Below are 21029 nucleotides of genomic sequence, written 5' to 3' on the forward strand. Positions count from 1 at the left end.
ACTGGTGATTGATCCGGCCGATGGGACGTGATGGTCTGGACGCGTGAGCGAACACGACATCAGCACCCCCGACGAGCCCCGCGACGACGCGGCCGAGCCTGCGGCGTCCAACCCGAAGGACATCACGGACCCGCCGCTCGGCTCTCCGTGGGAGGACCTCCGGGCCTACGTAGCGACCCCGCGCCTGACGGGGCTACGCCTGTCGCCCGACGGGACGCGCCTGGTGGCGTCCGTGTCGACCCTGAACAAGGACAAGAACGCGTACGTCACGTCGCTGTGGCAGGTCGACCCGTCCGGCGCCCAGCCGGCCCGGCGTCTCACCCGCGGCGTCGACGGCGACGCGGCGTCCGCGTTCACGCGTGGCGGCGATCTGCTGTTCACCTCGAAGCGGACCGTCCCGGCCGGGGACGAGCCCGCCAAGGACTCCACCAAGGCCCTCTGGTGCCTGCCCGCTGGGGGCGGGGAGGCGTACGTCGCCGGACGCCGCGACGGTGGCTGGGAAGCCATCCTGACCAGCACGGACGCCGACACGGTCGTCCTCGCCGCGCCGGCCCACCCGGGCACGGCCGACGAGAAGGCGGACGCCGAACGGCGCGAGGCACGCTCCAAGGCGAAGGTGAGCGCGATCCTGCACAAGGGCGTCCCGGTGCGCTTCTGGGACCACGACCTCGGCGCCGAGACCACCCGGTTGTTCGCGTCGTCCATCTCGGACGCCGACGACGCGACCCTGACCGCCCCGCGTCCGCTGTCGGGCGATGTCGGCGGCTCGCTGGACGGGCCGTTCTCGCTGAGCGCCGACGGCCAGGTGGCCGTCAGCTCCTGGCGGACGCCGCAGCGCAAGGGCGATCAGCACTACTCGGTGGCCATCTGGGACGTCGCGTCCGGCGAGCGTCGGGTCATCGACGCGACCGAGTGCGACTACGAGATTCCGCTGGTTTCCCCCGATGGATCCCTCGTCGCCGCGATCTGTTCGACCCGCCCGACGCCGCAGCGCGTGTCCGAGTCGTGGCTGGTCCTGATTGACGCGACGACCGGCGTGTCCACCCCCCTTGCCCGCTCCTGGGATCGCTGGGGAGCCCCGGCCGCCTGGTCGCCCGACTCGAAGACGCTCTACGTCACCGCCGACGACGACGGCGACAGCCCGGTCTTCGCCGTGCAGGTGGGCCAGGGCGCCAATGCTGGCGGATTAGGTATCGCTCAGCGAGACCTTTCCCGCCAGGAAACGGCCGATCCGCGTCGGTTGACTGGCCAAGGGGCGTTTTCGAGCATCTCCGTCGCCCCGGACGGCACCCTGTACGCCCTGCGCTCGTCCTACACCGACCCGGGAAGCATCGTCCGGATCGACCAGTCGTCCGGTGAGACGACCGAGCTCAAGTCGCCCGTGACCTATCCCGATCTCCCCGGACGCCTCGAGCGCATCGAAACAGAAGCGTCCGACGGCGCTCGCGTGCCGGCGTACCTGCTGCTGCCCCCGGACTCCTCGTCCGAGAAGCCGGCGCCGCTCGCACTCTGGATCCACGGCGGACCCCTCGGCAGCTGGAACGCCTGGTCGTGGCGCTGGTGCCCGTGGCTGCTGGTGTCGCGCGGCTACGCGGTGGTGCTGCCCGACCCGGCGCTGTCGACCGGCTACGGCTGGGATTACATCCAGCGCGGTTGGGGACGTTGGGGCTTCGAGCCGTTCACCGATCTGATGGCCGTGACGGACGCCGTCGTGGCCCGCGACGACATCGACGAGTCCCGGACGGTCGCCATGGGCGGCTCGTTCGGCGGCTACATGGCCAACTGGGTCGCTGGCCAGACCGATCGTTTCAAGGCGATCGTGACGCACGCGTCCCTGTGGAACCTCGAGACGTTCGGCAACACGACGGACGCGCCGTGGTTCTGGGCTAACGAGATGACGCCCGAGATGCGGGCCGCGAACTCGCCTCATCACCAGGCCGACAAGATCGTCACGCCGATGCTCGTCGTCCACGGTGACAAGGACTATCGCGTGCCCATCGGCGAGGGACTGGCCCTGTGGTGGGCGCTGGCGTCCGGCTGGGATGGCGAGCCCGACGACCTGCCGCACCGCTTCCTCTACTTCCCCGACGAGAACCACTGGATCCTCACGCCCAACCACGCGCGGGTCTGGTACGAGACCGTGCTGGCCTTCCTGGCGCGGCACGTCGACGGGCGCGAGATCGCCGGGTCCGAGTTGGTGTAGTCCGGACGCCGTCGGCGGACGTGACTGCCGGCCAAGCGCATCGTGGCGCCACCCAGCGGGGCGCAAGGCCACGGCCCACGCGAGCGATCGGCTGCATAGTGGCGGAGTTGTTGTCGTCAGAGAACAGCAACTCCGCCAGCAAGAGGCCCGAGCCAGGCTGGGGGTCGCGCAGCTCACTCCGAGCTCGTCGCGATCGGAAAGGCCCTCAACTCGTCCTGGCCCTGGACTGACGCTGACGGCGTCCGGACTAGGGACGAAAGGCCGTCCCGACCACCGTTTCGTCGAGCGGGAGGCGTCCGGCTTTCGCTGCCGCCGCAAAGGCGGCGTGGTCGGCCTCGGTCTGGTCCGCGTACGCCGTCGCGTACGCCGCAAATGCTTCGGACGCCGCCGCCCCATTGCCCAGGTACCCCGAGACCATGGACGCCCCCGAGGTGCGGGCGTGGCCTTTAGCGAGCAGGTGGCCGACGAGTCCGGCGTAGTCAGACAGGGCTTCGGCGGTCATGGCGTCCAGCGGGACCGTGCCCTTCATGTTGCGGAACTGCCGCACGTAGAAGTCGCGGGCGATGACGTCGGCGTCCCAGTTGACGACCTCGGCGTCCACGGGGGTGTGGACGGTGGTCCAGCCGAGCAGCGGGTCCGACACGGTCTGCAACGCCTGCTGGTACTCGACCACGCGCTGGCCCTGATGCTGGTGCAGGGCGCGTCCGCCGTGCACGTACTTCGCCAGCACCGACCGCCGTGCCTGCTTGAGCTGCAGGAAGAGCACATCGTCCGGGGACGACCCCTCCAGCAGGACCACGTAGGCGCGCAGGCCCACCGACCCGACGCCGACGACCTTGTGCGCGATGTCGACGAGCGTGTAGCCGCCGACGACCCGCTGCCAGTGCGGCTGCAGCGACGCGAGGTAGTGGTCGAGCGCCTCGGCCACCGCCTCGAACTCGCCTTGGGGCAGCCGCGTGATGAGCGGCGGCTCGGCGACGATGCGGCGTCCCTGGCCGGTCTCGGTGGTGAACCGCGGCAGCGCTCGGTCGGAGGTCTTCTTGCGCGCCACCGCGACCGCGCGGCCGATCTCGCTGCGCAGGGTCTCGTTGCGGACGGTCCGCTTCAGCCGCGACACGTCCAGGCGGTTGAAGGAGCGTCCGAACAGTGGCTGCTCGGCCAGGTCGTGCATTTCATCGCGGTAGGCCAGGACGCACGCGCGGACGGCGTCGCTGCAGGCGTCCTCGGAGTGCCCGTTCTCGCGTCCGGCGACGTGAATGGACGCCGTCAGTCGCCGCAGATCCCACTCCCACGAGCCCGGATGCGCCTCGTCGAAGTCGTTGAGGTCCATGACCTGCTCGCCCTCGGGGCTGCGGTAGAAGCCGAAGTTGCCCAGGTGGCTGTCGCCGCAAATCACCGGACGGATCCCCGTGCTGGGCAGCTGCGCAGAGTCGGACGCCATCACCACCGCCGATCCGCGCAGGAACCCGTACGGGGACGCCGCCATCCGCGCCACCCGGACGCCGACCAGCTCGCTGACGCGTCCGATGTGGTTCGCGATGACCAGCTCGACCGGGTCGTCACGGCGATCGGACGCCGACCAGCGGGCGAGGTCGGCGATGGGCACCGTTTGGCGCAGCCGTTTGCCCAGCGCGAGGCGCTCGGCCCGGGTCGGGGGAGCGGCCCGCAGCGACTGGAAACCGCTGGCGTCCTGGGCGTCGATGATCGCGTGCTGTCCGGGCATGGGTCGATCCTCCGCCCGATCGGCGTCCAAGGCCACCCTTGGCTGCGTAGCGCCGATGAACACCTCCGACTACAGCGTCGGCGCATGGCTCGGCCACCTCACTGTGGCCGTCTGAGTGCTGAACATCTCGGAAAACCGACACCCTGAGCACTCAGTCAACCGCCGGCGCGTCCACCTCTACTCCGGCGACGTGACGGAGTGCTGAACCTCCCGGAAAGCCGACACCTTGAGCACTCAGTCAACCGCCGGCGCGTCCACCTCTACTCCGGCGACGTCACTGAGTGCTGAACCTCCCGGAAAACCGACACACTGAGCACTCAGTCAACCGCTGGTGGGTCGGACCGCGGCGTCCGGGAGGTGACTGGGTGCTGAGTGCTTCGGATCACCGAGACGGGGAGCGCCCAGTCAAACCCCACCCGCGTCCACCTGCCCCTACGCTGACCCCATGGATCTGCGCAGCATGCGGAAGAGCTACGAGGCGTCCGAACTGGACGAGGCGACGGCGGCGTCCGAGCCACTGAAGCAGTTCGAACGCTGGTTCTCGGACGCCGTCGCGGCGAAGGTGCCGGAGCCGAACGCGATGACCCTGGCGACCGTGGGCGCCGACGGACGCCCCTCGACCCGCATCGTCCTGGTCAAGACCTTCGACGAAGCCGGCATCGTGTTCTACACCAACTACGCCTCCCGCAAGGGTGTCGAGTTGGCGGCGCATCCGCTAGCCGCGCTGCAGTTCCACTGGGTCGAGCTCGAGCGTGTCGTCCGCATCGAGGGACGCGTCGAGAAGGTCTCGGACGCCGATTCGGACGCCTACTTCGCGGTCCGGCCTCTCGACAGCCGGATCGGGGCGTGGGCGTCCCCGCAGTCGCAGGTCATCGGGTCCCGGGCAACGCTCGTCGCGAACGCCGCCAAGGCGGGCGCGCGGTTCGGCGTCCGGCCACCGCGGCCCGAGCACTGGGGCGGCTACCGGCTCGTCCCAGACACGTGGGAGTTTTGGCAGGGACGCCCCTCGCGGCTGCACGACCGCGTCCGGTATCGCCTCGTCGCCGACGACTGGGTGCGCGAACGCCTCGCCCCCTGATCCGCACCAGCCAGGGGAGGCACATTCGCCCGTGTGCCCCGTGTGGCTTACCCTGAGCGTGTGCCAATCACCACGCTCGAGCCCACGACCTCCCACAAGCGCCTTCGGATGTTCGCGGCCATCACGGCCGTGATCGCAGTGCTGCAGACGATCGTGGCCGTGATCATGATCGCCGTCGACAACGAGATGCTTTTGCACGCGCACGAAGGCCTGGGGTACCTGTTCGCCGCGGCCGCCATCGCCACGGCCGTCCCGGCCGTCATCTGGGGACGCCTCAGCCGCGGCACCGGGCTCATCGGCCACGCCGTGGGCCTCGCCGTCGCGGGAGTCGTCCAGTTGCTGCTCGGCCTGTTCTTCGCGCCCGAGGACGGCGCCCCGCTCGGCGCCATGATGTACGTCCACATGGTGCTCGGCCTGCTGATCCTCGGCGGCGCGGTGTTCCTGTACGTCATCGCCCGCCGGCAGCCGATCATCGTCACGAACGTCGACGGGACGCCTCGCAGCGCCTGTCGAACCGAATCCGCGGGCTGCTCACCCAAGTTCACCCTGCCCTGGAACGCGTAATCGGACCAAGATTGGCCACCAAACAGGTCCTCGCCCTGCTCAAGACCCACGGCGGCCCCCAAGGCATGGCCACCGCCGGGAAGACCCGGCTGCTGCGAACCGCGACCAAGGCCAACCCGCGGCGGGCAACCGAACTCGTCGACGCCATCGTGAAGGCCCTTGGTGAACAAACAGTGACCGTTCCCGGGACCGCTGCGGCCGACACTGTCCTGCCGAAACTCGCGGCCAGCCTGGCCACCGCGCTGGATCAGCGGGCCGAGATCGCCACCCAGGTCGAACAGGTCCTCGATGCACACCCTCTTGCCGAGGTCCTGACCTCCATGCCCGGCGTCGGGGTCAGGACCGCAGCCCGCATCCTCCTCGACGTCGGCGACGGCAGCGCGTTCCGCACCGCCGGCCACCTCGCTGCCTACGCCGGACTCGCGCCGGTGACTCGCCGCTCGGGCACCTCGATCCGCGGCGAGTTCCCCGCCCGCAGCGGCAACAAGCACCTCAAACGGGCACTGTTCCTGTCCGCGTTCGCCGCCCTGCGAGCCGACCCCGTCAGCCGCGCCTACTACGACCGCAAACGAGCCCAGGGCAAGAAGCACAACGCTGCACTCATCTGCCTGGCGCGCCGCCGCTGCGACGTGCTCCACGCCATGCTCAGGACCGGCAGCCACTACCAGACACCACCCGTCGAATCAGTCCCCGCCGCTTGACACAGAACATAGGGACACCCCTCTATCAAGGGCTTCGACAAGCTCAGCCAACGGGGCTACGGCTCGCGCGCCACGGCTGCGTGGCCACCCGACACCTCAAACGATGAAGATCGTCACCGCGGACCCCTTGGGCACCAGCGTCCCCTCGGCGGGGTTCGTGTTGGTCGCGCGCATCAGGTACTTCGACCGGTAGCTGACGTTCGCCTTGAGCCCCGCATTGGTGATCGCCTTCACCGCCGCCGCCTCGGCAAGCCCGGTGATCTTCGGAACGGCCACCATGACCGGCCCCTTCGACACCACGAACGAGACCGTGCCGCCCTTGGCCACCGTGCCGGACGCGGGATCCTGCGAGATCACGCTCCCCGACGGAACCCGATCGTCGTTCTGCTCCGCCGAGACGGCGACCTTGAGTCCGGCGCCCTCGTAGAACGCCTTCGCCTCGGCCAGGGGCTTGCCGACGTAGCTGACGAGCGTGACGGGCTGCGGACCCTTCGACACGGTGAGGTTGACGCCCGTCCCGGACTTCACCGACGCGCCGGCGTCCGGATCGCTGCTGATGACGACCCCGGCGGCGACGGTGTCGCTCCAGACCTCGGTGGGGGTGCCCAGCGCCAGATGGGCGTTGCTCAGCGCCGCGGCGGCGTCCGCGGCAGGCGTGCCGGCGAGCTTGGGGACCGTGTAGCGCTCGGGCCCCTTCGAGAGGTAGGCGCTGACCTCGCCGCCCGAGATCACCCGGACGCCGGCGTCCGGATCGGACGAGATCACCTTCCCGGCCGGCACCGTCTCGCTGAAGTCGCTGTTGAAATGCACGGTGAGGTGGTGGTCCTTGGCGAGCCCGACCGCCTCGGCTTCGGTGAGCCCGGCGAGCGCGGGCATCGTCGTGAAGCGTCCCTCCAAGAGGTACCAGCTGCCCGCCCCGCCCAGCAGCCCGAGGATCAGCAGCACGGCCAGCAGCGGCAGCAGGCGCCGGCGACGCCGCTTCCGGGCGACCACCACCGGCGCGAGCTTCGCCGTCGTGTTCGGCACCGCGACCGTCGCGCCCGGCCGAGGGGACGCCAGGTGTTGCGTCGCCGTCTCGTCCGGCCCAAGCCCGACCGCCGCTTGCTGGGCGGCGAGTAACGGGCTGTTCCGGACGCCGGCCGCGAGCGCGTCCCGGACCTGTCGTAGCCGCGCCAGCAGGACGCCGGCGTCCGCCAGCCGCTGCGCGGGCTCGCGCGCGGTCGCGGCCAGCACCAGGGCGTCCAGGTAGTCGGGGATGCCCGGCACCCCGACCGACGACGGCGGCGCGACGTTGGTGTGGACGTGGCTGTAGGCCACCTGCAGGGGGGTCTCGCCGGTGTGTGGCTGCTTGCCGGTGAGCAGCTCGTAGAGGACCACGCCGAGCGCATACACGTCCGAGCGGGTGTCGGCCTGGCCCTCGGTGACGACCTCGGGCGCCGCGTACGACACGGTGCCGAGCAGCGTGCTGAAGCCTGACGCCGTCGTCGCGGTCACCGCGCGAGCGAGTCCGAAGTCGGCCACCTTCAGCTGCTCACGCGCCGCGACCAGGATGTTCTCGGGCTTGAGGTCGCGGTGGATGATCCCGGCCTCGTGGGCCGCCGCCACCCCCTCGGCGACTTGGATCATCAGTCCCACCGCGCGGGACGGGTCGAGCGGCGCCTGGTCGGTGACCACGCTGCGCAGCGTCGGCCCGTCGACGTACTCCATGACGAGGTACGGACGGTCCCCGTCGACGCCCTGGTCGAACACGCCCACCACGTGCGGATGAACGAGCCGCGCAGCCGAACGGGCCTCCACGTCGAAGCGGCGCACGAAGTCGGGGTCGTGGCCCAGGCTCTCGTACATCATCTTGAGCGCCACGGTGCGGGCCAGCCGGAGGTCCTGGGCGACGTAGACCACGGCCATGCCGCCGCGCGCCAGTCGACGGACGATCCGGTAACGGTCGTCGACGAGCCGTCCCACCATGGGGTCGGAGGCGTCCGTCGTGGTCATGAGCGTCGCACTTTCACGCGAGAAAACTGCAGGGGAAGTCACGCCGATGATAGCCACGGCGTCCGGTCAGACCCTCCAGGACCCACCGCGGACCGCACGGGCGGCGTCCGAGTTGTACCGCGCTACGAAAGCGTTGTCTGACAACCATTGACCCGCGACGCCGCCGCCGGGTCTACTAAGCCAACCCGGGGGCGAGGTCGCCCCGACCTGACACGACCGAATGGGGGCCCGTATGAGCGCGGAAAAGCGCCAGGCCGAAATTGATCAGATTCACGAAGCCGATATTGCCCAGCTCGCCGAACTTGGCTACAAGCAGGAACTCCGCCGGACGATGTCCGGCTTCACCAACTTCGCCGTCTCGTTCTCGATCATCTCGATCCTGGCCGGCTGCATCACGTCGTACTCGATCGCGATGAACGCAGGCGGTCCGATGGCGATCACGATCGGCTGGCCCGTCGTCGGAGTCTTCGTCGTGCTGGTGGCCCTGGCGATGGCCGAGATCTGCTCCGTCTACCCGACGGCCGGTGGCCTGTACTACTGGGCCGGACGCCTCGCCACCAAGAACAAGCGCGGCTGGGCCTGGGTGGTGGGCTGGTTCAACTTCATGGGCGAGGTCGCGGTCACCGCGGCCGTCGACTTCGGCGCTGCGGTCACGTGGATGGCCTTCTTGAACCAGGTGGCCGGGATCCCGGTCGATCACGTGACGCAGTTCGTCTGCTTCCTGATCATCCTCGGCCTGCACGGGCTGCTCAACGCCTTCAACGTCAACGTCGTGAAGCTGCTGACGACGGTCTCGGCGTGGTGGCACCTGGCGGGGGCGGCGATCATTATCGGCGTCCTCTTCTTCGTCCCGAAGCACCACCAACCGCTCGACTGGACCTTCACCGCCTTCGTCAACAACACCGGCTGGGCGAGCCCGATCTACGCCGTCCTCATCGGCCTGCTCATGGCCCAGTACACGTTCACCGGCTTCGACGCGTCCGCGCACGTCGCTGAGGAGACGCGCAACGCGGCCATCAACGCTCCCAAGGGCATCGTGAACTCGGTGCTGGTCTCGCTGTTCGCCGGCTGGCTGCTGCTGATCGCCGTAACGTCCGCCATCAAGGACTACGACGGCGCCCTCGGCACCGAGCTGGGTCTGCCGCCCGCGCAGATCTTCATCGACGCGGTCGGCCCGACGCTGGGCCTGTTCCTGCTGTTCATCTGCGCCGTCGCCCAGTTCTTCTGCGGCATGGCGTGCGTGACGTCGTCCTCGCGCATGTCGTACGCGTTCAGCCGGGACAACGCGCTGCCCGGCTCGCGCCTGTGGTCGCAGGTCAACCCGCGGACCGGCACCCCGACCAACTCCATCTGGCTGGTCGTGGCCTGCTCGGCGATCCTCGCCGCCCCGTCGCTCGTGTCGACGACCGCCTACCTGGCCGTCACCTCGATCGCGGTCATCGGCCTCTACATCGCCTACGTGACCCCGGTCTTCCTGCGTCGCACGAACACGCACTTCGTGCCCGGTCGCTGGAACCTGGGCAAGTACAGCACCATCGTGGGTTGGATCGCGGTCGCCTGGGTCGTCTTCATCGTGATCCTCTTCATGCTGCCGCCGGCCAACCCGATCACGGTTGACACGTTCAACTACGCGCCGGTGACGGTGCTGATCGTGATCATCTTCTCGGCGGTCACGTGGTTCCTCGGTGGCAAGAACCACTTCATGAAGGACCGCACCGGTCACAACACCAAGGAGGCCGAGGAGATCCTCGCCGACGACTGACCTCAGGACGGCGCCGAACAAAGACAAAGGTGGATTCGCCCCCGACATCGGGGGCGAATCCACCTCTTATGTTGAGGCGGCTTACCAGTCCTGCGCCTGGCGGACCGCGCCGTGCAGCTTCGGACGCGAGATCGGCTTGGCGCTGTGCCACTTCGGCACCGTGTAGGACGCCTTGAGCGCCTTGGCGTCCAAGCCGAAGATCGTGCAGAAGATCGCCATGCGGACCATGAGGCCGTTGTCGGTCTGGTGGAAGATCGACAGGCCGGGCAGGTCGTCGACGTCGTCGCTCAGGTCGAAGCTGCCCGGACGCGAGTCGCGCGGCAGCGGGTGCATGATGATCAGGTCCTTGGAGTTGTGCTCCAGCACCATGTCGCGGTTGAGCAGGACCGACTTCTCGATGGACGCCGCCACCTGCTCGTCGGTGATCCGCTCGCGCTGGACGCGGGTGCAGTAGACGACGTCGGCACCCTTGAGGGCCTCGCCCACCGAGTTGCAGACGGTCAGGCGGTGGGCGTCCGAACGCTCGAAGAACTCGGCGGGCAGCTCCAGCGATGCCGGCGAGTAGAGGCGGAACCGGACGCCCTTGTAGAGGCGCATGAGGTCGATCAGCGAGTGGACGGTGCGTCCGTAGCGGAGGTCGCCGATGATCGCAACGACCGAGCCCTCGACCGCCTTGTTGCGGTTGGCCAGCTCGCGGCGCAGCGTGTAGACGTCCAGCAGGGCCTGCGTCGGGTGCTCGCCGGCGCCGTCTCCGGCGTTGACCACCGGGACGAGCGAGGCGTCCGCCAGCTCCTTGACCGAGCCCTTGTCGGGGTGGCGCATGACCATGACGTCGCAGTAGCCCGAGATGACTCGGGCCGTGTCGTGGATCGACTCGCCCTTCGCCATGGACGAGAACGTGAAGCCCGTCGTCGTGAGCACCTTGCCGCCGAGGTAGGAGAACGCGGCCTCGAAGCTGAGGCGGGTTCGGGTCGACGGCTCGAAGAACAGGCTCGACAAGACCGCGCCGCCCAGCACGTCGCAGGCGTATTCGCTGCGGCCCAGCGGGCGGAGGCTGTCGGCAAGAGAGAAGAGACGCTCGACCGAATCACGGTCGAACTGGGTGGTGGAGATGAGGTCTGCACCCTCACCGAACGGCGCCGCGATGGCCTGGTTCATCATGAGAAAATGGCTCCTTCTGCGCCCGGCGTCATCGTCCCGGGGCCGGGCCGGGCGCCACTCTACTTCCTCGGACGCCTCCCGTTCGCATCGGCCCGTTGGTGGGCTGTCGTTGGGGGCTCGAGGGGCGTCCGGAGCGGTCAGCGCAATAAGCTGCACGTCGTGCCTGAGTCAGCGCAATGAATCGCACGCCAGGGCGCACGAGACATTGCGCTGACCGCGCGGCTGAGAGCGGGACGGCACGCACTGACTCGGACCGCGCCCATTGGCCGGGGGGGATGAGCGGCGGGTGCTTCGTCACCGGTCAGTGCAATGATCTGCACGCTCGCGTCCGGTCAGCGCAATGAAGGACACACCAGGGCGCACCAGACATTGCGCTGACCGGCGTCCGAGTAACGACGGCACCGGGTAGTGCGCTGACCTGGCGTCCGAGCCGCTCCAGCAAGCAGGCTCGGTCCGGCGTCCGATATCGGCGACGATCGGACGCCGTCGCGGCATAGCCTGCGAGTCGTGGTTCGCGCGCTGACCGAGGTCATCCTCCCCGTCATTCTGGTGGCGGGGCTTGGGGCGTTCTTGGCGCGGAAGTTCACGATCGACCAGACCTCGACGAACAAGATCCAGCTGTTCGGACTCGTGCCCGCGCTGGCGTTCAGCTCGATCATGAAGACACAGCTGCCCATGGGCCAGGTCGTCGGCCTCGGTGTGGCCTACCTGGCGACCTCGCTGGCGATCGGGCTGATCGCCTGGGTCGCGGCGCGGGGCGTCCCGGCCAAGTCCCGCGGACCCGTCATCGCCTGCGCCGTCGTCGGCAACAACGGAAACTTCGGGCTGCCGATCGCGCTGCTGGCCCTCGGCCAGGCCGGCCTCGATCAGGCCGTAGTGATCTTCCTGTTCTCGATCGTGCTGATGTGGACCGTGGGACCCGTCCTGCTCGGCTCTCACGGCGGGCCGCGCGCGGCCCTGCTGGCGATCGTCCGGCTGCCCGCGCTGTGGGCGATGGCGGCGGCGCTCGTTCTGAAGGCGACCAACCTGACCCTGCCCGTCGGGGTCAACGCGGCCGTCGAGCTGGTGGCCCAGGCGTGCATCCCGATGGTGCTGCTGAGCCTCGGCGTCCAGTTGGGGTCGTCCAAGAAGATCCACGTGACGCGTCCGGTGCTGCTGGCGACGGCACTGCGCGTCGTGGTGTTGCCTCTGCTCGCCTGGGGCGTCGGACGCCTCGTCGGCCTGTCCGGACTGCCGCTGCAGTCGCTGGTCCTGGCGTGCGCGATGCCGACCGCGGTGAACATCGCGATGATCGCCTTGGAGTATTCCGAGGACGCCGACACGGTCGCATCCGAGGTCGCGCTCTCGACCCTGTTGTCCATCGGGACGCTGGCGATCGTCGTCACGAACCTGCCGGTCTTCGCCTAGTCCCTTCTGTCTTGCACCCCGCCGCTCCCCGCTGATCGCCTCGGACGCCTCGAGCAACGCACCGCGTTCCCCCTTCGTCCGGCGGACCGTTCACCGGGGGTCGTCTGGTGGCGGCTCGTGGTGATCTTCGCGATCGCAGCGACGCTGTTCTTCTTCTGGTTCCGCGCCCAGGCGGGCCTGTGGTGGGCCTACTCGCGCCTGCGCCTGTTCAGCATCGTCTTCCCGTGCGTGGCGATCGGCACGTGCCTGATCCCGGGCCTGTACCCATCCTGGATGATCGCCGAGCAGATCGTGTTCTCGTGCCTGGTCCTAGTGGCCTTCGTCGTGCTGTCCCAGCGCGACGTCGCGGACGCCTACCGCAAGCCGGGGCGTCCGGCGTGAACCTCGCTCAGGCGATCAGCCCGTGCGTCCGAAGAATCTTGGCCAAGCCTGGGGCGGCGTGGTCCTGCTGCAACTGCTCAGCGACCAGGCCGGCGGCGCGGGCGCCCTCGACGTTGGCGGCGATATCGTCCACGAACAGCGTCTCTGCCGGCGCGCAGCCCAGCCGGGCGACGATGGTCCGGAAGAACTCCGGATCAGGCTTGGCCAGCCCCAGATCGCAGCTGAAGAAGAACCCGTCCAGATGCGCGCGGTAGGGCAGGTCGCGCATCGCGGCCGCCCGGACGGGCTGCTGGTTCGACGCCAGATGCACCGAGACGCCCCGCTCCCGGACCCGGTCGATCAGCTCCAGCGCCGCGGCGTCCACCACCGTCAGGTTCCAGTAGTCGAGGATCTCTGACACCTCAACCGTGCGGTTCGGGAACCCCGTCTCGTAGCGGGACGCGACATCGCCGCCCACCATCAACGGACCCTCGATCGTGGCGATCTCCGCCCAGTCCCGGGCGCCGGTGCGCCGCAGGACGCCCGCCGTCCAGCCGAACGGCGCATGCTGGCAGACGCCGTCACCGTCGAGCAGCAGCGCCCGGATCGTCACGGTCAGTCCAGGACGCGCCGCGCGGCGCCCTTGTCGGCCGACTGGGCGAGCGAGGCGTAGATCTTCAGCGAGTTCGACACGACGCGGACCCGGTTCTTCGGACGCCAGCCCGCGGCGTCCTGCCGTGCCCGGCGCTCGGCCAGGACGTCCTCGGGGACGTCCAGGTGAATGCGCCGCTCGGGGATCGAGATCTCGATGATGTCGCCGTCCTCGACCAGTCCGATGGTGCCGCCGGACGCCGCCTCGGGCGAGATGTGCCCTAGTGACAGCCCGGACGACCCACCGGAGAACCGCCCGTCGGTGATGAGCGCGCACTTGGGTCCGAGGCCGACGCCCTTGAGGTACGAGGTGGGGTAGAGCATCTCCTGCATGCCCGGACCACCCTTCGGGCCCTCATACCGGACGACCACGCAATCGCCCTCGGCGATCGCACCGCCGAGGATCATCTCGACGGCCTCGTCTTGGCTTTCCGCGACCTTCGCGGGCCCGCGGAACGTCCACTGCGCCTCCGGGACGCCCGCCGTCTTCACGATGCAGCCGTCCGGGGCCAGGTTGCCCTTCAAGATGCCCAGCCCCCCGTCGCGCGTGTACGCGTGCTCCACCGACCGGATGCAGCCGCCCGCGGCGTCCGTGTCGAGCGTCTCCCACCGGTTCGTGGACGAGAACGCCTGCGTCGTGCGGACGCCTCCCGGCGCGGCGTACCAGAGGTCGCGGGCGGCGTCCGACGTGGACCCCGATCGCAGATCCCAGGCGCCCAGCCAGGCCTCGAGCGACGGCGAGTGCACCGCGTGGACGCCCCGGTCGAGCAGCCCGCCGCGGTCGAGCTCGCCCATGATCGCCGGGATGCCGCCAGCGCGGTGGACATCCTCCATGTAGTAGTCGTGCGTGTTCGGCGCCACCTTGCAGATGCACGGCACCTGCCGGCTCAGCGCGTCGATGTCGTCGCTGTCGAAGTCGACGCCCGCCTCCTGCGCGGCGGCGAGCAGGTGCAGCACGGTGTTCGTCGAGCCGCCCATCGCGATGTCGACGGTCATCGCGTTCATGAACGCGGACTTCGTCGCGATCGCCCGCGGCAGCACCGAGGAGTCGTCGCCCTCGTAATAGCGCTTGCAGAGGTCGACGATGAGGCGTCCGGCCTCGTCGAAGAGCCCCTTTCGGGCGGACGCCGTCGCGAGCGTCGACCCGTTGCCGGGGAGCCCGAGGCCGAGCACCTCCACGAGGCAGTTCATGGAATTAGCGGTGAACATGCCGGAGCACGAGCCGCACGTCGGGCAGGCCGACCGCTCGATGGTCTGGATGGACTCGTCGGAGACGTTGCGGTCGACCGCCTGGACCATGGCATCGATGAGATCGAGGCGAGTCTGGACGGTGCCCTTGGCCGGGTCCACGACGGCCATGCCGGCCTCCATCGGACCACCCGAGACGAACACCGTCGGGATGTTCAGCCGGAGCGCCGCCAGCATCATGCCGGGCGTGATCTTGTCGCAGTTGGAGATGCAGACGAGGGCGTCCGCGGCGTGCGCGTTGACCATGTACTCCACGGAGTCGGCGATGATCTCCCTACTCGGCAGCGAGTAGAGCATGCCCGCGTGGCCCATCGCGATGCCGTCGTCGACAGCGATCGTGTCGAACTCGCGACCGACGCCGCCGGCGTCCCCGATGGCCTTGCAGACCAACTGGCCGAGATCCTGCAGGTGGACGTGACCGGGCACAAACTGGGTGAAGCTGTTGGCCACCGCCACGATCGGCTTGCCGAAATCGGACTCGACCAGGCCGGTCGCGCGCCAGAGCGCGCGGGCGCCGGCCATGTTGCGGCCGTGGGTCGTGGTCCGGGAGCGAAGTGCGGGCATGGAAACTCCTTTGGTCTCGCGGGCCACCTTAGTTCGGCGTCCCGCGTGCGGCTGCGGCCGCCCGAGCGTCGAACGGGACGGGGACATTCGAGGGAAGGGTGATGAGTCGCCAGCTGAGTTGGCGAGGCTACTCCTGGGGTTCGACAGGCTCAGCTAGCGTCGCCCGTGGTCCGGAGGCCGCTCGTGCGTCTTCGGCGTGGTCTTCGCCAGGACGCCGAAGGCGACGGTGCGCTCGTCTGACCGGAACAGGTTCTTGCAGGTGATCAGGGTGATCAACGCCTGGGTGGGGGTCACGCCGGTCTTGCCGGGCACGGGGTCCGTCACCCAGGTCTCGGTGTGGTCGACCCAGCTCTGCGCGGGGGGTGTTGGTCAGGTGGTACTCGTAGACGGCGTCCCGGGTCTCGACCAGCACGACGGCGCCGGGCTTCGGGTCGAGCAACTCGCGGACGATGCCCTGAGTGCCGTGGTGACCGGCGACGGCGACGTTGCCGATCTGACCGGGGGAGGCCGTGTCCTCGAACCAGCCAACGCCGACGTGCAGCGCCTCGGGGGTCACGCCCTTGACGACGGGCATCACCCAGTCCGATGCGGCGTGAGACCGCAAGCCCAGTCCGGCAGCAACCCTTCGGCGACGCGTCGCGTCGGCGTCCGACATCGACTGTGAGAAAACACGAAGCCCGCCCCGGACGGATCCGGGGCGGGCCTGGCGTGAGGGTGGGCTACTTGGACATGCCCCACAGCGCCGCGTGAGCCGCGTCGCCCAGGTGCAGTTGCGCCTGGCTCATCGAGTTGGCATGGGAGCCCGCCGCGTTGGCGTACGAGATCGTCAACGTCGCCGAACCGCCGGGGGCGAGCGTGATCGAGCTCTTGTCGACCCCGAACGACCCGGAGCCCTGCTTCTCGCCCACCGTGACCGGCAACGTCATGGTGGATGCCGTCAGGTTCGTCACAGTGACCTGCTGGGTCCGCGGGGCGGTGCTGCCCTTGGGGACGCCGCCGAACGACACGCTCGGACGGCTCAGCGCCACCGTCGCGTTCAGCGAGGCGACCAGGTCAGCGCGTCCGGAGCCGACCTTCATGACGTCCCGCTCGACGACCTTTCCGGTCTTGGTGTCGAGAACGCCGTCCTGGATGGACGTGTTGATGATCGCCGAGCGGACCTGCCAGGGAGCCCAATCCGGGTGCACGTCGCGCACCACCGCTGCCATGCCGGCGAGGTGCGGCGTGGCCATCGAGGTGCCGCTGAAGAACGCCCAGCAGCCCACGACCTTGTCGGTGCAGGTGTGCATGGGCACGGACGACAGCACGTTCACGCCGGGGGCGACGACGTCGGGCTTGATCTGCAGGTCGACGGTCGTCGGACCCCAGGACGAGAACCCGGCCAGGATGTTGTCGTACTGCGGGTGCCGGAAGTACGACAGATCGGACTGGATCGTGATGGCGGAGCCAGCGGCCGCCACCAGCTGAGCCTTGTCGTCCTGGCCCACCATGACCGCGGGGATCGTGGTCGGGAACAGCGGGTCGGACGCCATCGCGGTCGGGTCGCCGGCCACGTTGTTGATGACGATCGCCGCGACGGCCCCCGCCTTCTCGGCGTTGAACACCTTGTTGCTGAACGTACACACGCCGCGCGAGATGAGGGCGATCTTGCCGGTCAGCGAGCCGGCCGGCAGCGCCGCACAGCCTGCGCCCGGATCATAGGTCAGTCCGTTGCTCTCCTGGGACGGGGCCAGGGCGGCCACGGGGGCCGTGACGGGTGCCGTCGGGACGCCGAACTCGCCGGTCGCCGCGGAGGCGTCCACGTTGGTGCCGGTGACCCGGAGGCCGACGAAGTGTCCGACGGCGGACGCGCCCGCGGTGAGCGCGCGCTCCGCGGTGCCGGGGGAGCCGGCGGTGAAGTAGCCGGGGCCTTCGTTGCCGTTGGCCACGGCGACCACGATGCCCGCCTTGTCGAGGTTGTTCACGGCCTGGCTGTCGAGGTCGTTGGTGCCCTTGGCGCCACCGCCGAGCGACATGTTGATGACGTCCATGCCGTCCTCGGCCGCGGCCTGCAGGGCCTTGAAGATGTCCTCGGAGCGCGCGTCCTCGATGTTGGCCGGGAAGACGTTGTAGCTGCCCAGTTGGACGCCGGGGGCGACGCCGCTCGGCGCGTACGGGATAGCGACGCCGCTGACGGCGGCCGGGGTGAGCAGGTTGCAGCCGATGGTGCCGGCGACGTGGGTGCCGTGCGACTGGATGGCCTGGGCGGTCACCTTGTTCTGCTGGATCTTGTTGTTGAAGACCCGCGCCGCGATGACCTTGTTGTTGGTGAAGCGGGTGTCGCCGAGCTGGGTCGTCGCCGGGAAGCCGGCGTCGTTGAAGCAGGGATGGGTGAAGTCGATGCCGGTGTCGACGACGCCGACCTTGATGCCGAAGCCGGCCCACCCGGACGGGTTCGTTCCGGACGTCGCGAAGTTCGACTGCTGCCACGCCTGAACGCCCTTGACGAGCGCGAGATCGGGGTCGACGGCCTGCGGCGTGTAGATCGCCTCGTACTCGACCGCGGCCACGCCGGGTGCCGTGCGCAGGACGCCGATCCCGGTGCCGTTCAAGGTCACCGTGACGGCGTTGAGGGCGACGTCGAACTCGCCCGTGACCTTCGCCTTGGGCGCGTTGGACTGGAGCCACTTCTTCAGGGCGTTGCGCTGCTCGTTGAGCTGCGCCCGGACGGCCTTGGTCGCCGCGGCGTTCAGGTCGACCTTGCCGTTCTTCTTGGTGACGGACGCCGACGTCGCGACCGGGTCGGACGCCAGGAGGATCGTGGCGCGGGTCGCGTCCTGACCGGGTCCGGCTGGGGCGTCCGTGTTGGGGTTGAAGGCTTGGGCGGGCAGGGCCGTGAGGCCGCTGACCAGTAGTGCGCCGGAGGCGACGATCGTCGCCAGTCGCCGGGTGAGGCGAAGAGTGCTCATGCGGGAAACTCCTCAACGAGGTGCGGGCGGCGAACAGCCCGCAGGTGGGACGACGCTAAGCGCGCGACGGCGCATCGTCTGTCACCCGGGCGGGGACGTGGGGGCGATAACAGTTACGTTCGGTCGATTGTGAACGAGCGAGTGGGCTTGTCAGAGCGGCAAACCGGGTGCCCGCCGTCGGAGATGGTTCCGGCACGGCGAGCACCCAGTGGAGACGCGACGGACGGCGTCCGACCAGGAAGACCTAGCAGGGACGCCCCTTCGGCATGCCCTCGTAGGTCTTGCCGGGATCCCGAACGACGACGTCGCCGAGCGCCTCGTCGATACGGGCGAGCACGTCGTCGGTCAACGTCACTCCTGACGCCTTGACGTTCTCGGTCATCTGTCCCGGCCGGGACGCCCCGACGATCGCCGCGGCGACGTTCGGGTGGTGCAGGACCCAGGCGACGGCCAGCTGCGCCATGGTCAGCCCCAGGTCGGACGCGATGGGCTTGAGGTCCTGGACGCGTCCGAGGATGTCGTCGTTCATCCAGCGCGCGATCATGCCGGCGCCGCCGTGCTTGTCGGTCGCGCGGGAGCCCTCGGGCAGCGGCGCGCCAGGGGCGTACTTGCCCGACAGGACGCCCTGGGCGATCGGCGACCAGACGATCTGGCTGACGCCCAACTGCTCGCAGGTCGGGATGACCTCGCCCTCGATGACGCGCCACAGCATCGAGTACTGGGGCTGGCTGCTGATCAGCTGAACACCCATCTCGGTGGCCAGGCGATGACCCTCGCGGATCTGGTCGGCCGTCCACTCCGAGACGCCGATGTAGAGGGCCTTGCCCTGCTTCACGACGTCGGCGAGGGCGGTCATGGTCTCCCACAGCGGCGTCTCGACGTCGTAGCGGTGCGCCTGGTAGACGTCGACGTAGTCGGTGCGCAGGCGCTTCAGCGAGCCGTTGATCGACTCCATGATGTGCTTGCGCGACAGACCGCAGTCGTTGTGCCCGCGCGGACCCGTCGGCCAGTACACCTTCGTCAGGATCTCGAGGCCCTCCCGCCGCTGGCCCTTGAGCGCCTTACCGAGCACCTTCTCGGCGGCGGTGTTGGCGTAGACGTCCGCGGTGTCGAAGGTCGTGATGCCCAGCTCCAGGGCCTCGCGCACGCAGGCGTCCGCGACCTTGTTCTCCACCTGAGAGCCGTGCGTCAGCCAGTTGCCGTACGTGATCTCCGAGATCTTCAGGCCCGAGTTGCCGAGGTAACGATGCTTCATGGTGGTTCCTTTCGCCGGTCCGTCCATCCTCGCCTGTGTGTCGTCCGGACGCCAACCGTCGCGTCCCCGGGTGGGCCGAATTACGCTGAACCCATGCAGTTCGAGTCCTGGATCGACCGGCAAATCCGCGAGGCCATGGAGCGCGGGGAGTTCGACAACCTGCCCGGCGCCGGACGCCCCCTCGAGCTGGACGACGACCCCGAGTGGTGGATCAAGTCGAAGATCAAGCGCGAGAACCTCGAGCCCGTGCTGCCCGATGCGCTGTCGCTGCGCAAGGAGGTGGCGGCCGTCCAGGATCAGCTGCGAGGCGTCCGGACCGAGTCCGCGGCCCGCGCGGTGCTGGAGGGGCTGAACGAGCGCATCCGCAGTTTCTACGCCGCTGCGACCACGCGGCCGCAGATCGTGGTGCGACTGGTCGATGTTGAGCGCGAACTGAGAGTTTGGCGAGAAAGCCGCCAGAACTCGTAGCTCGATTTCCCTTCGCTCGGACGCCGACGTACCGTTGATTAGTCATGAGTGCTAAAACTGAGGCCACAGAGGTCGAGTCCACCGCGGTCGAGAAGGTCGAGTTCAAGTTCCAGATCGCCCAGCTGCTTGCTGGCGTGACGGCGGCCGTCGCTGCCGCGCTGATCGGATCGCGCCTCGGCGTCCAGGGCACCCTCATCGGCGCGGCCGTCACGGCCGTCGTCGCGGGCATGGTCTCGCAGTTCGCCACCTTCGGCTTCCAGCGCACGCACGCCGGTCTGCAGCTCGTCATCTCGCGCCGCGGGCCGAGCGACTCGGACGCCGTCGCCGCCGAGCAGGCCGTGGTCGCGTCTGGGGCGAGCGTGGTCCGGGCCGCCGCTCCCCAGGCGAAGCGTGGCCGAAGTGTCCACTGGGGACTCGCCCTGGGCGGCGTCGCCCTGAGCGCCGTCGTCACCTTCGCTCTCACCATGGGTGTCTTGACCGTCGCCGAGAGCGCCGCAGGACGCAGCGTCGACGGGGGCTACTCGACCACCGTCGGTGGGGTGGCAGGCAAGGCGGTCGTGGAGCAGCCTGACGCCGCACCTCTCGTCATCCCCACGGCCACGGCGTCCCCGACGCCGGCGCCCGTCACCGTCTCACCCGTCACGGACGCCTCGCCCTCGCCGGTGTCGCCCGATTCCCCTGCCCCGGCCCCGTCGGCGACGCCCACTGTCACCACCGCCCCGCAAGCGACCCCCGATCCCGCGGCTGCGTCGACCACGGTGGCCGCGCCGTCGGCCGCCCCCCAGCCGGCGAGCCCGTAGAAGACGCTGAGAACGGGTCATCCCGTTGGCTCCGGGCCGGTGGGAAGACCCTGCGGTTGCGGCTTCGACAAGCTCAGCCAGCGCTGTCAGGGATTGGCGGTGCCGCGCGCGCGGCGTCCGATATCGAGGATCGATCCCTCTGTA

At 69.2% G+C, this 21029-nt stretch carries 16 protein-coding genes and 2 pseudogenes; 9 read left to right on the forward strand and 9 right to left on the reverse strand.

Annotation, left to right across the window (positions count from 1 at the left end; genetic code table 11):
* Window positions 1-43: 43 nt before the first annotated feature.
* Entirely contained in the window at window positions 44-2203 is a 2160-nt protein-coding gene (locus FN821_RS00175; protein ID WP_241660030.1) for a S9 family peptidase, read from the forward strand.
* Between the two features lie 247 nt (window positions 2204-2450).
* On the opposite strand, the gene FN821_RS00180 is transcribed toward FN821_RS00175, so the two are convergent.
* On the reverse strand, window positions 2451-3926 hold the full coding sequence (locus FN821_RS00180; RefSeq protein WP_131170542.1) for a DUF2252 domain-containing protein: 1476 nt from the start codon (window positions 3924-3926) through the stop codon (window positions 2451-2453).
* 445 nt (window positions 3927-4371) lie between these two features.
* Between FN821_RS00180 and pdxH the strand changes: the two genes are divergently transcribed.
* The 3 genes and pseudogenes from pdxH to FN821_RS00195 all read left to right on the forward strand — a co-directional run.
* Entirely contained in the window at window positions 4372-5004 is a 633-nt protein-coding gene (gene pdxH, locus FN821_RS00185; RefSeq protein WP_131170543.1) for a pyridoxamine 5'-phosphate oxidase, read from the forward strand.
* A gap of 60 nt (window positions 5005-5064) precedes the next feature.
* Window positions 5065-5568 carry a hypothetical protein gene (locus FN821_RS00190; RefSeq protein WP_131170544.1) on the forward strand — a complete coding sequence of 168 codons (504 nt, stop codon included), beginning with the start codon at window positions 5065-5067 and terminating at the stop codon, window positions 5566-5568.
* Window positions 5514-6269: pseudogene (locus FN821_RS00195) on the forward strand (transposase); the annotation flags it as partial. The gene FN821_RS00190 and the pseudogene FN821_RS00195, both read left to right, overlap by 55 nt.
* Before the next feature lie 96 nt (window positions 6270-6365).
* Here FN821_RS00195 and pknB read toward each other — a convergent pair.
* Entirely contained in the window at window positions 6366-8261 is a 1896-nt protein-coding gene (gene pknB / locus FN821_RS00200) for a Stk1 family PASTA domain-containing Ser/Thr kinase (protein ID WP_131170545.1), read from the reverse strand.
* A 232-nt stretch (window positions 8262-8493) separates the two neighbouring features.
* On the opposite strand from pknB, the gene FN821_RS00205 reads away from it, so the two are divergent.
* Window positions 8494-10023 carry an amino acid permease gene (locus FN821_RS00205; RefSeq protein ID WP_131170546.1) on the forward strand — a complete coding sequence of 510 codons (1530 nt, stop codon included), beginning with the start codon at window positions 8494-8496 and terminating at the stop codon, window positions 10021-10023.
* Window positions 10024-10104: 81 nt separating this feature from the next.
* Here the strand turns inward: FN821_RS00205 and pyrB are convergent, their stop codons facing one another.
* Window positions 10105-11184: an aspartate carbamoyltransferase gene (pyrB, locus tag FN821_RS00210; RefSeq protein WP_241660031.1), complete on the reverse strand. Its 1080-nt coding sequence runs from the start codon at window positions 11182-11184 to the stop codon at window positions 10105-10107.
* Window positions 11185-11691: 507 nt separating this feature from the next.
* On the opposite strand from pyrB, the gene FN821_RS00215 reads away from it, so the two are divergent.
* Both FN821_RS00215 and FN821_RS00220 read left to right on the forward strand, forming a co-directional pair.
* Window positions 11692-12591, forward strand: coding sequence for an AEC family transporter (locus tag FN821_RS00215; protein WP_131170547.1), 900 nt, complete (start codon window positions 11692-11694; stop codon window positions 12589-12591).
* A 117-nt stretch (window positions 12592-12708) separates the two neighbouring features.
* The gene (locus FN821_RS00220) at window positions 12709-12972 is read left to right on the forward strand and encodes a hypothetical protein (protein ID WP_131170548.1); all 264 of its coding nucleotides are present in this window, start codon (window positions 12709-12711) and stop codon (window positions 12970-12972) included.
* Between the two features lie 7 nt (window positions 12973-12979).
* Here the strand turns inward: FN821_RS00220 and FN821_RS00225 are convergent, their stop codons facing one another.
* From FN821_RS00225 to FN821_RS00250, 6 genes and pseudogenes are all read right to left on the reverse strand, one after another.
* Complete coding sequence (locus FN821_RS00225; RefSeq protein WP_131170549.1) at window positions 12980-13564, reverse strand: HAD-IA family hydrolase; 585 nt, start codon at window positions 13562-13564, stop codon at window positions 12980-12982.
* 2 nt (window positions 13565-13566) lie between these two features.
* Window positions 13567-15414, reverse strand: a complete 1848-nt coding sequence (gene ilvD / locus FN821_RS00230) for a dihydroxy-acid dehydratase (protein WP_131170550.1) — start codon at window positions 15412-15414, stop codon at window positions 13567-13569.
* A gap of 153 nt (window positions 15415-15567) precedes the next feature.
* Entirely contained in the window at window positions 15568-15738 is a 171-nt protein-coding gene (locus FN821_RS14560; RefSeq protein WP_131170551.1) for a sortase family protein, read from the reverse strand.
* A 49-nt stretch (window positions 15739-15787) separates the two neighbouring features.
* Window positions 15788-16069, reverse strand: a pseudogene (locus FN821_RS14980) (sortase domain-containing protein); the annotation flags it as partial.
* A 64-nt stretch (window positions 16070-16133) separates the two neighbouring features.
* Entirely contained in the window at window positions 16134-18362 is a 2229-nt protein-coding gene (locus FN821_RS00245; protein ID WP_131170552.1) for a S8 family serine peptidase, read from the reverse strand.
* A gap of 244 nt (window positions 18363-18606) precedes the next feature.
* Complete coding sequence (locus tag FN821_RS00250; RefSeq protein ID WP_131170553.1) at window positions 18607-19617, reverse strand: aldo/keto reductase family protein; 1011 nt, start codon at window positions 19615-19617, stop codon at window positions 18607-18609.
* 93 nt (window positions 19618-19710) lie between these two features.
* Between FN821_RS00250 and FN821_RS00255 the strand changes: the two genes are divergently transcribed.
* Together FN821_RS00255 and FN821_RS00260 are read left to right on the forward strand one after the other, a co-directional pair.
* Window positions 19711-20085, forward strand: coding sequence for a DnaJ family domain-containing protein (locus FN821_RS00255; RefSeq protein WP_131170554.1), 375 nt, complete (start codon window positions 19711-19713; stop codon window positions 20083-20085).
* Window positions 20086-20129: 44 nt separating this feature from the next.
* Entirely contained in the window at window positions 20130-20885 is a 756-nt protein-coding gene (locus FN821_RS00260) for a hypothetical protein (protein ID WP_131170555.1), read from the forward strand.
* Window positions 20886-21029 lie beyond the last annotated feature (144 nt).

This window comes from Propioniciclava tarda (assembly GCF_900182665.1).
Classification (GTDB): Bacteria; Actinomycetota; Actinomycetes; order Propionibacteriales; family Propionibacteriaceae; genus Propioniciclava; species Propioniciclava tarda.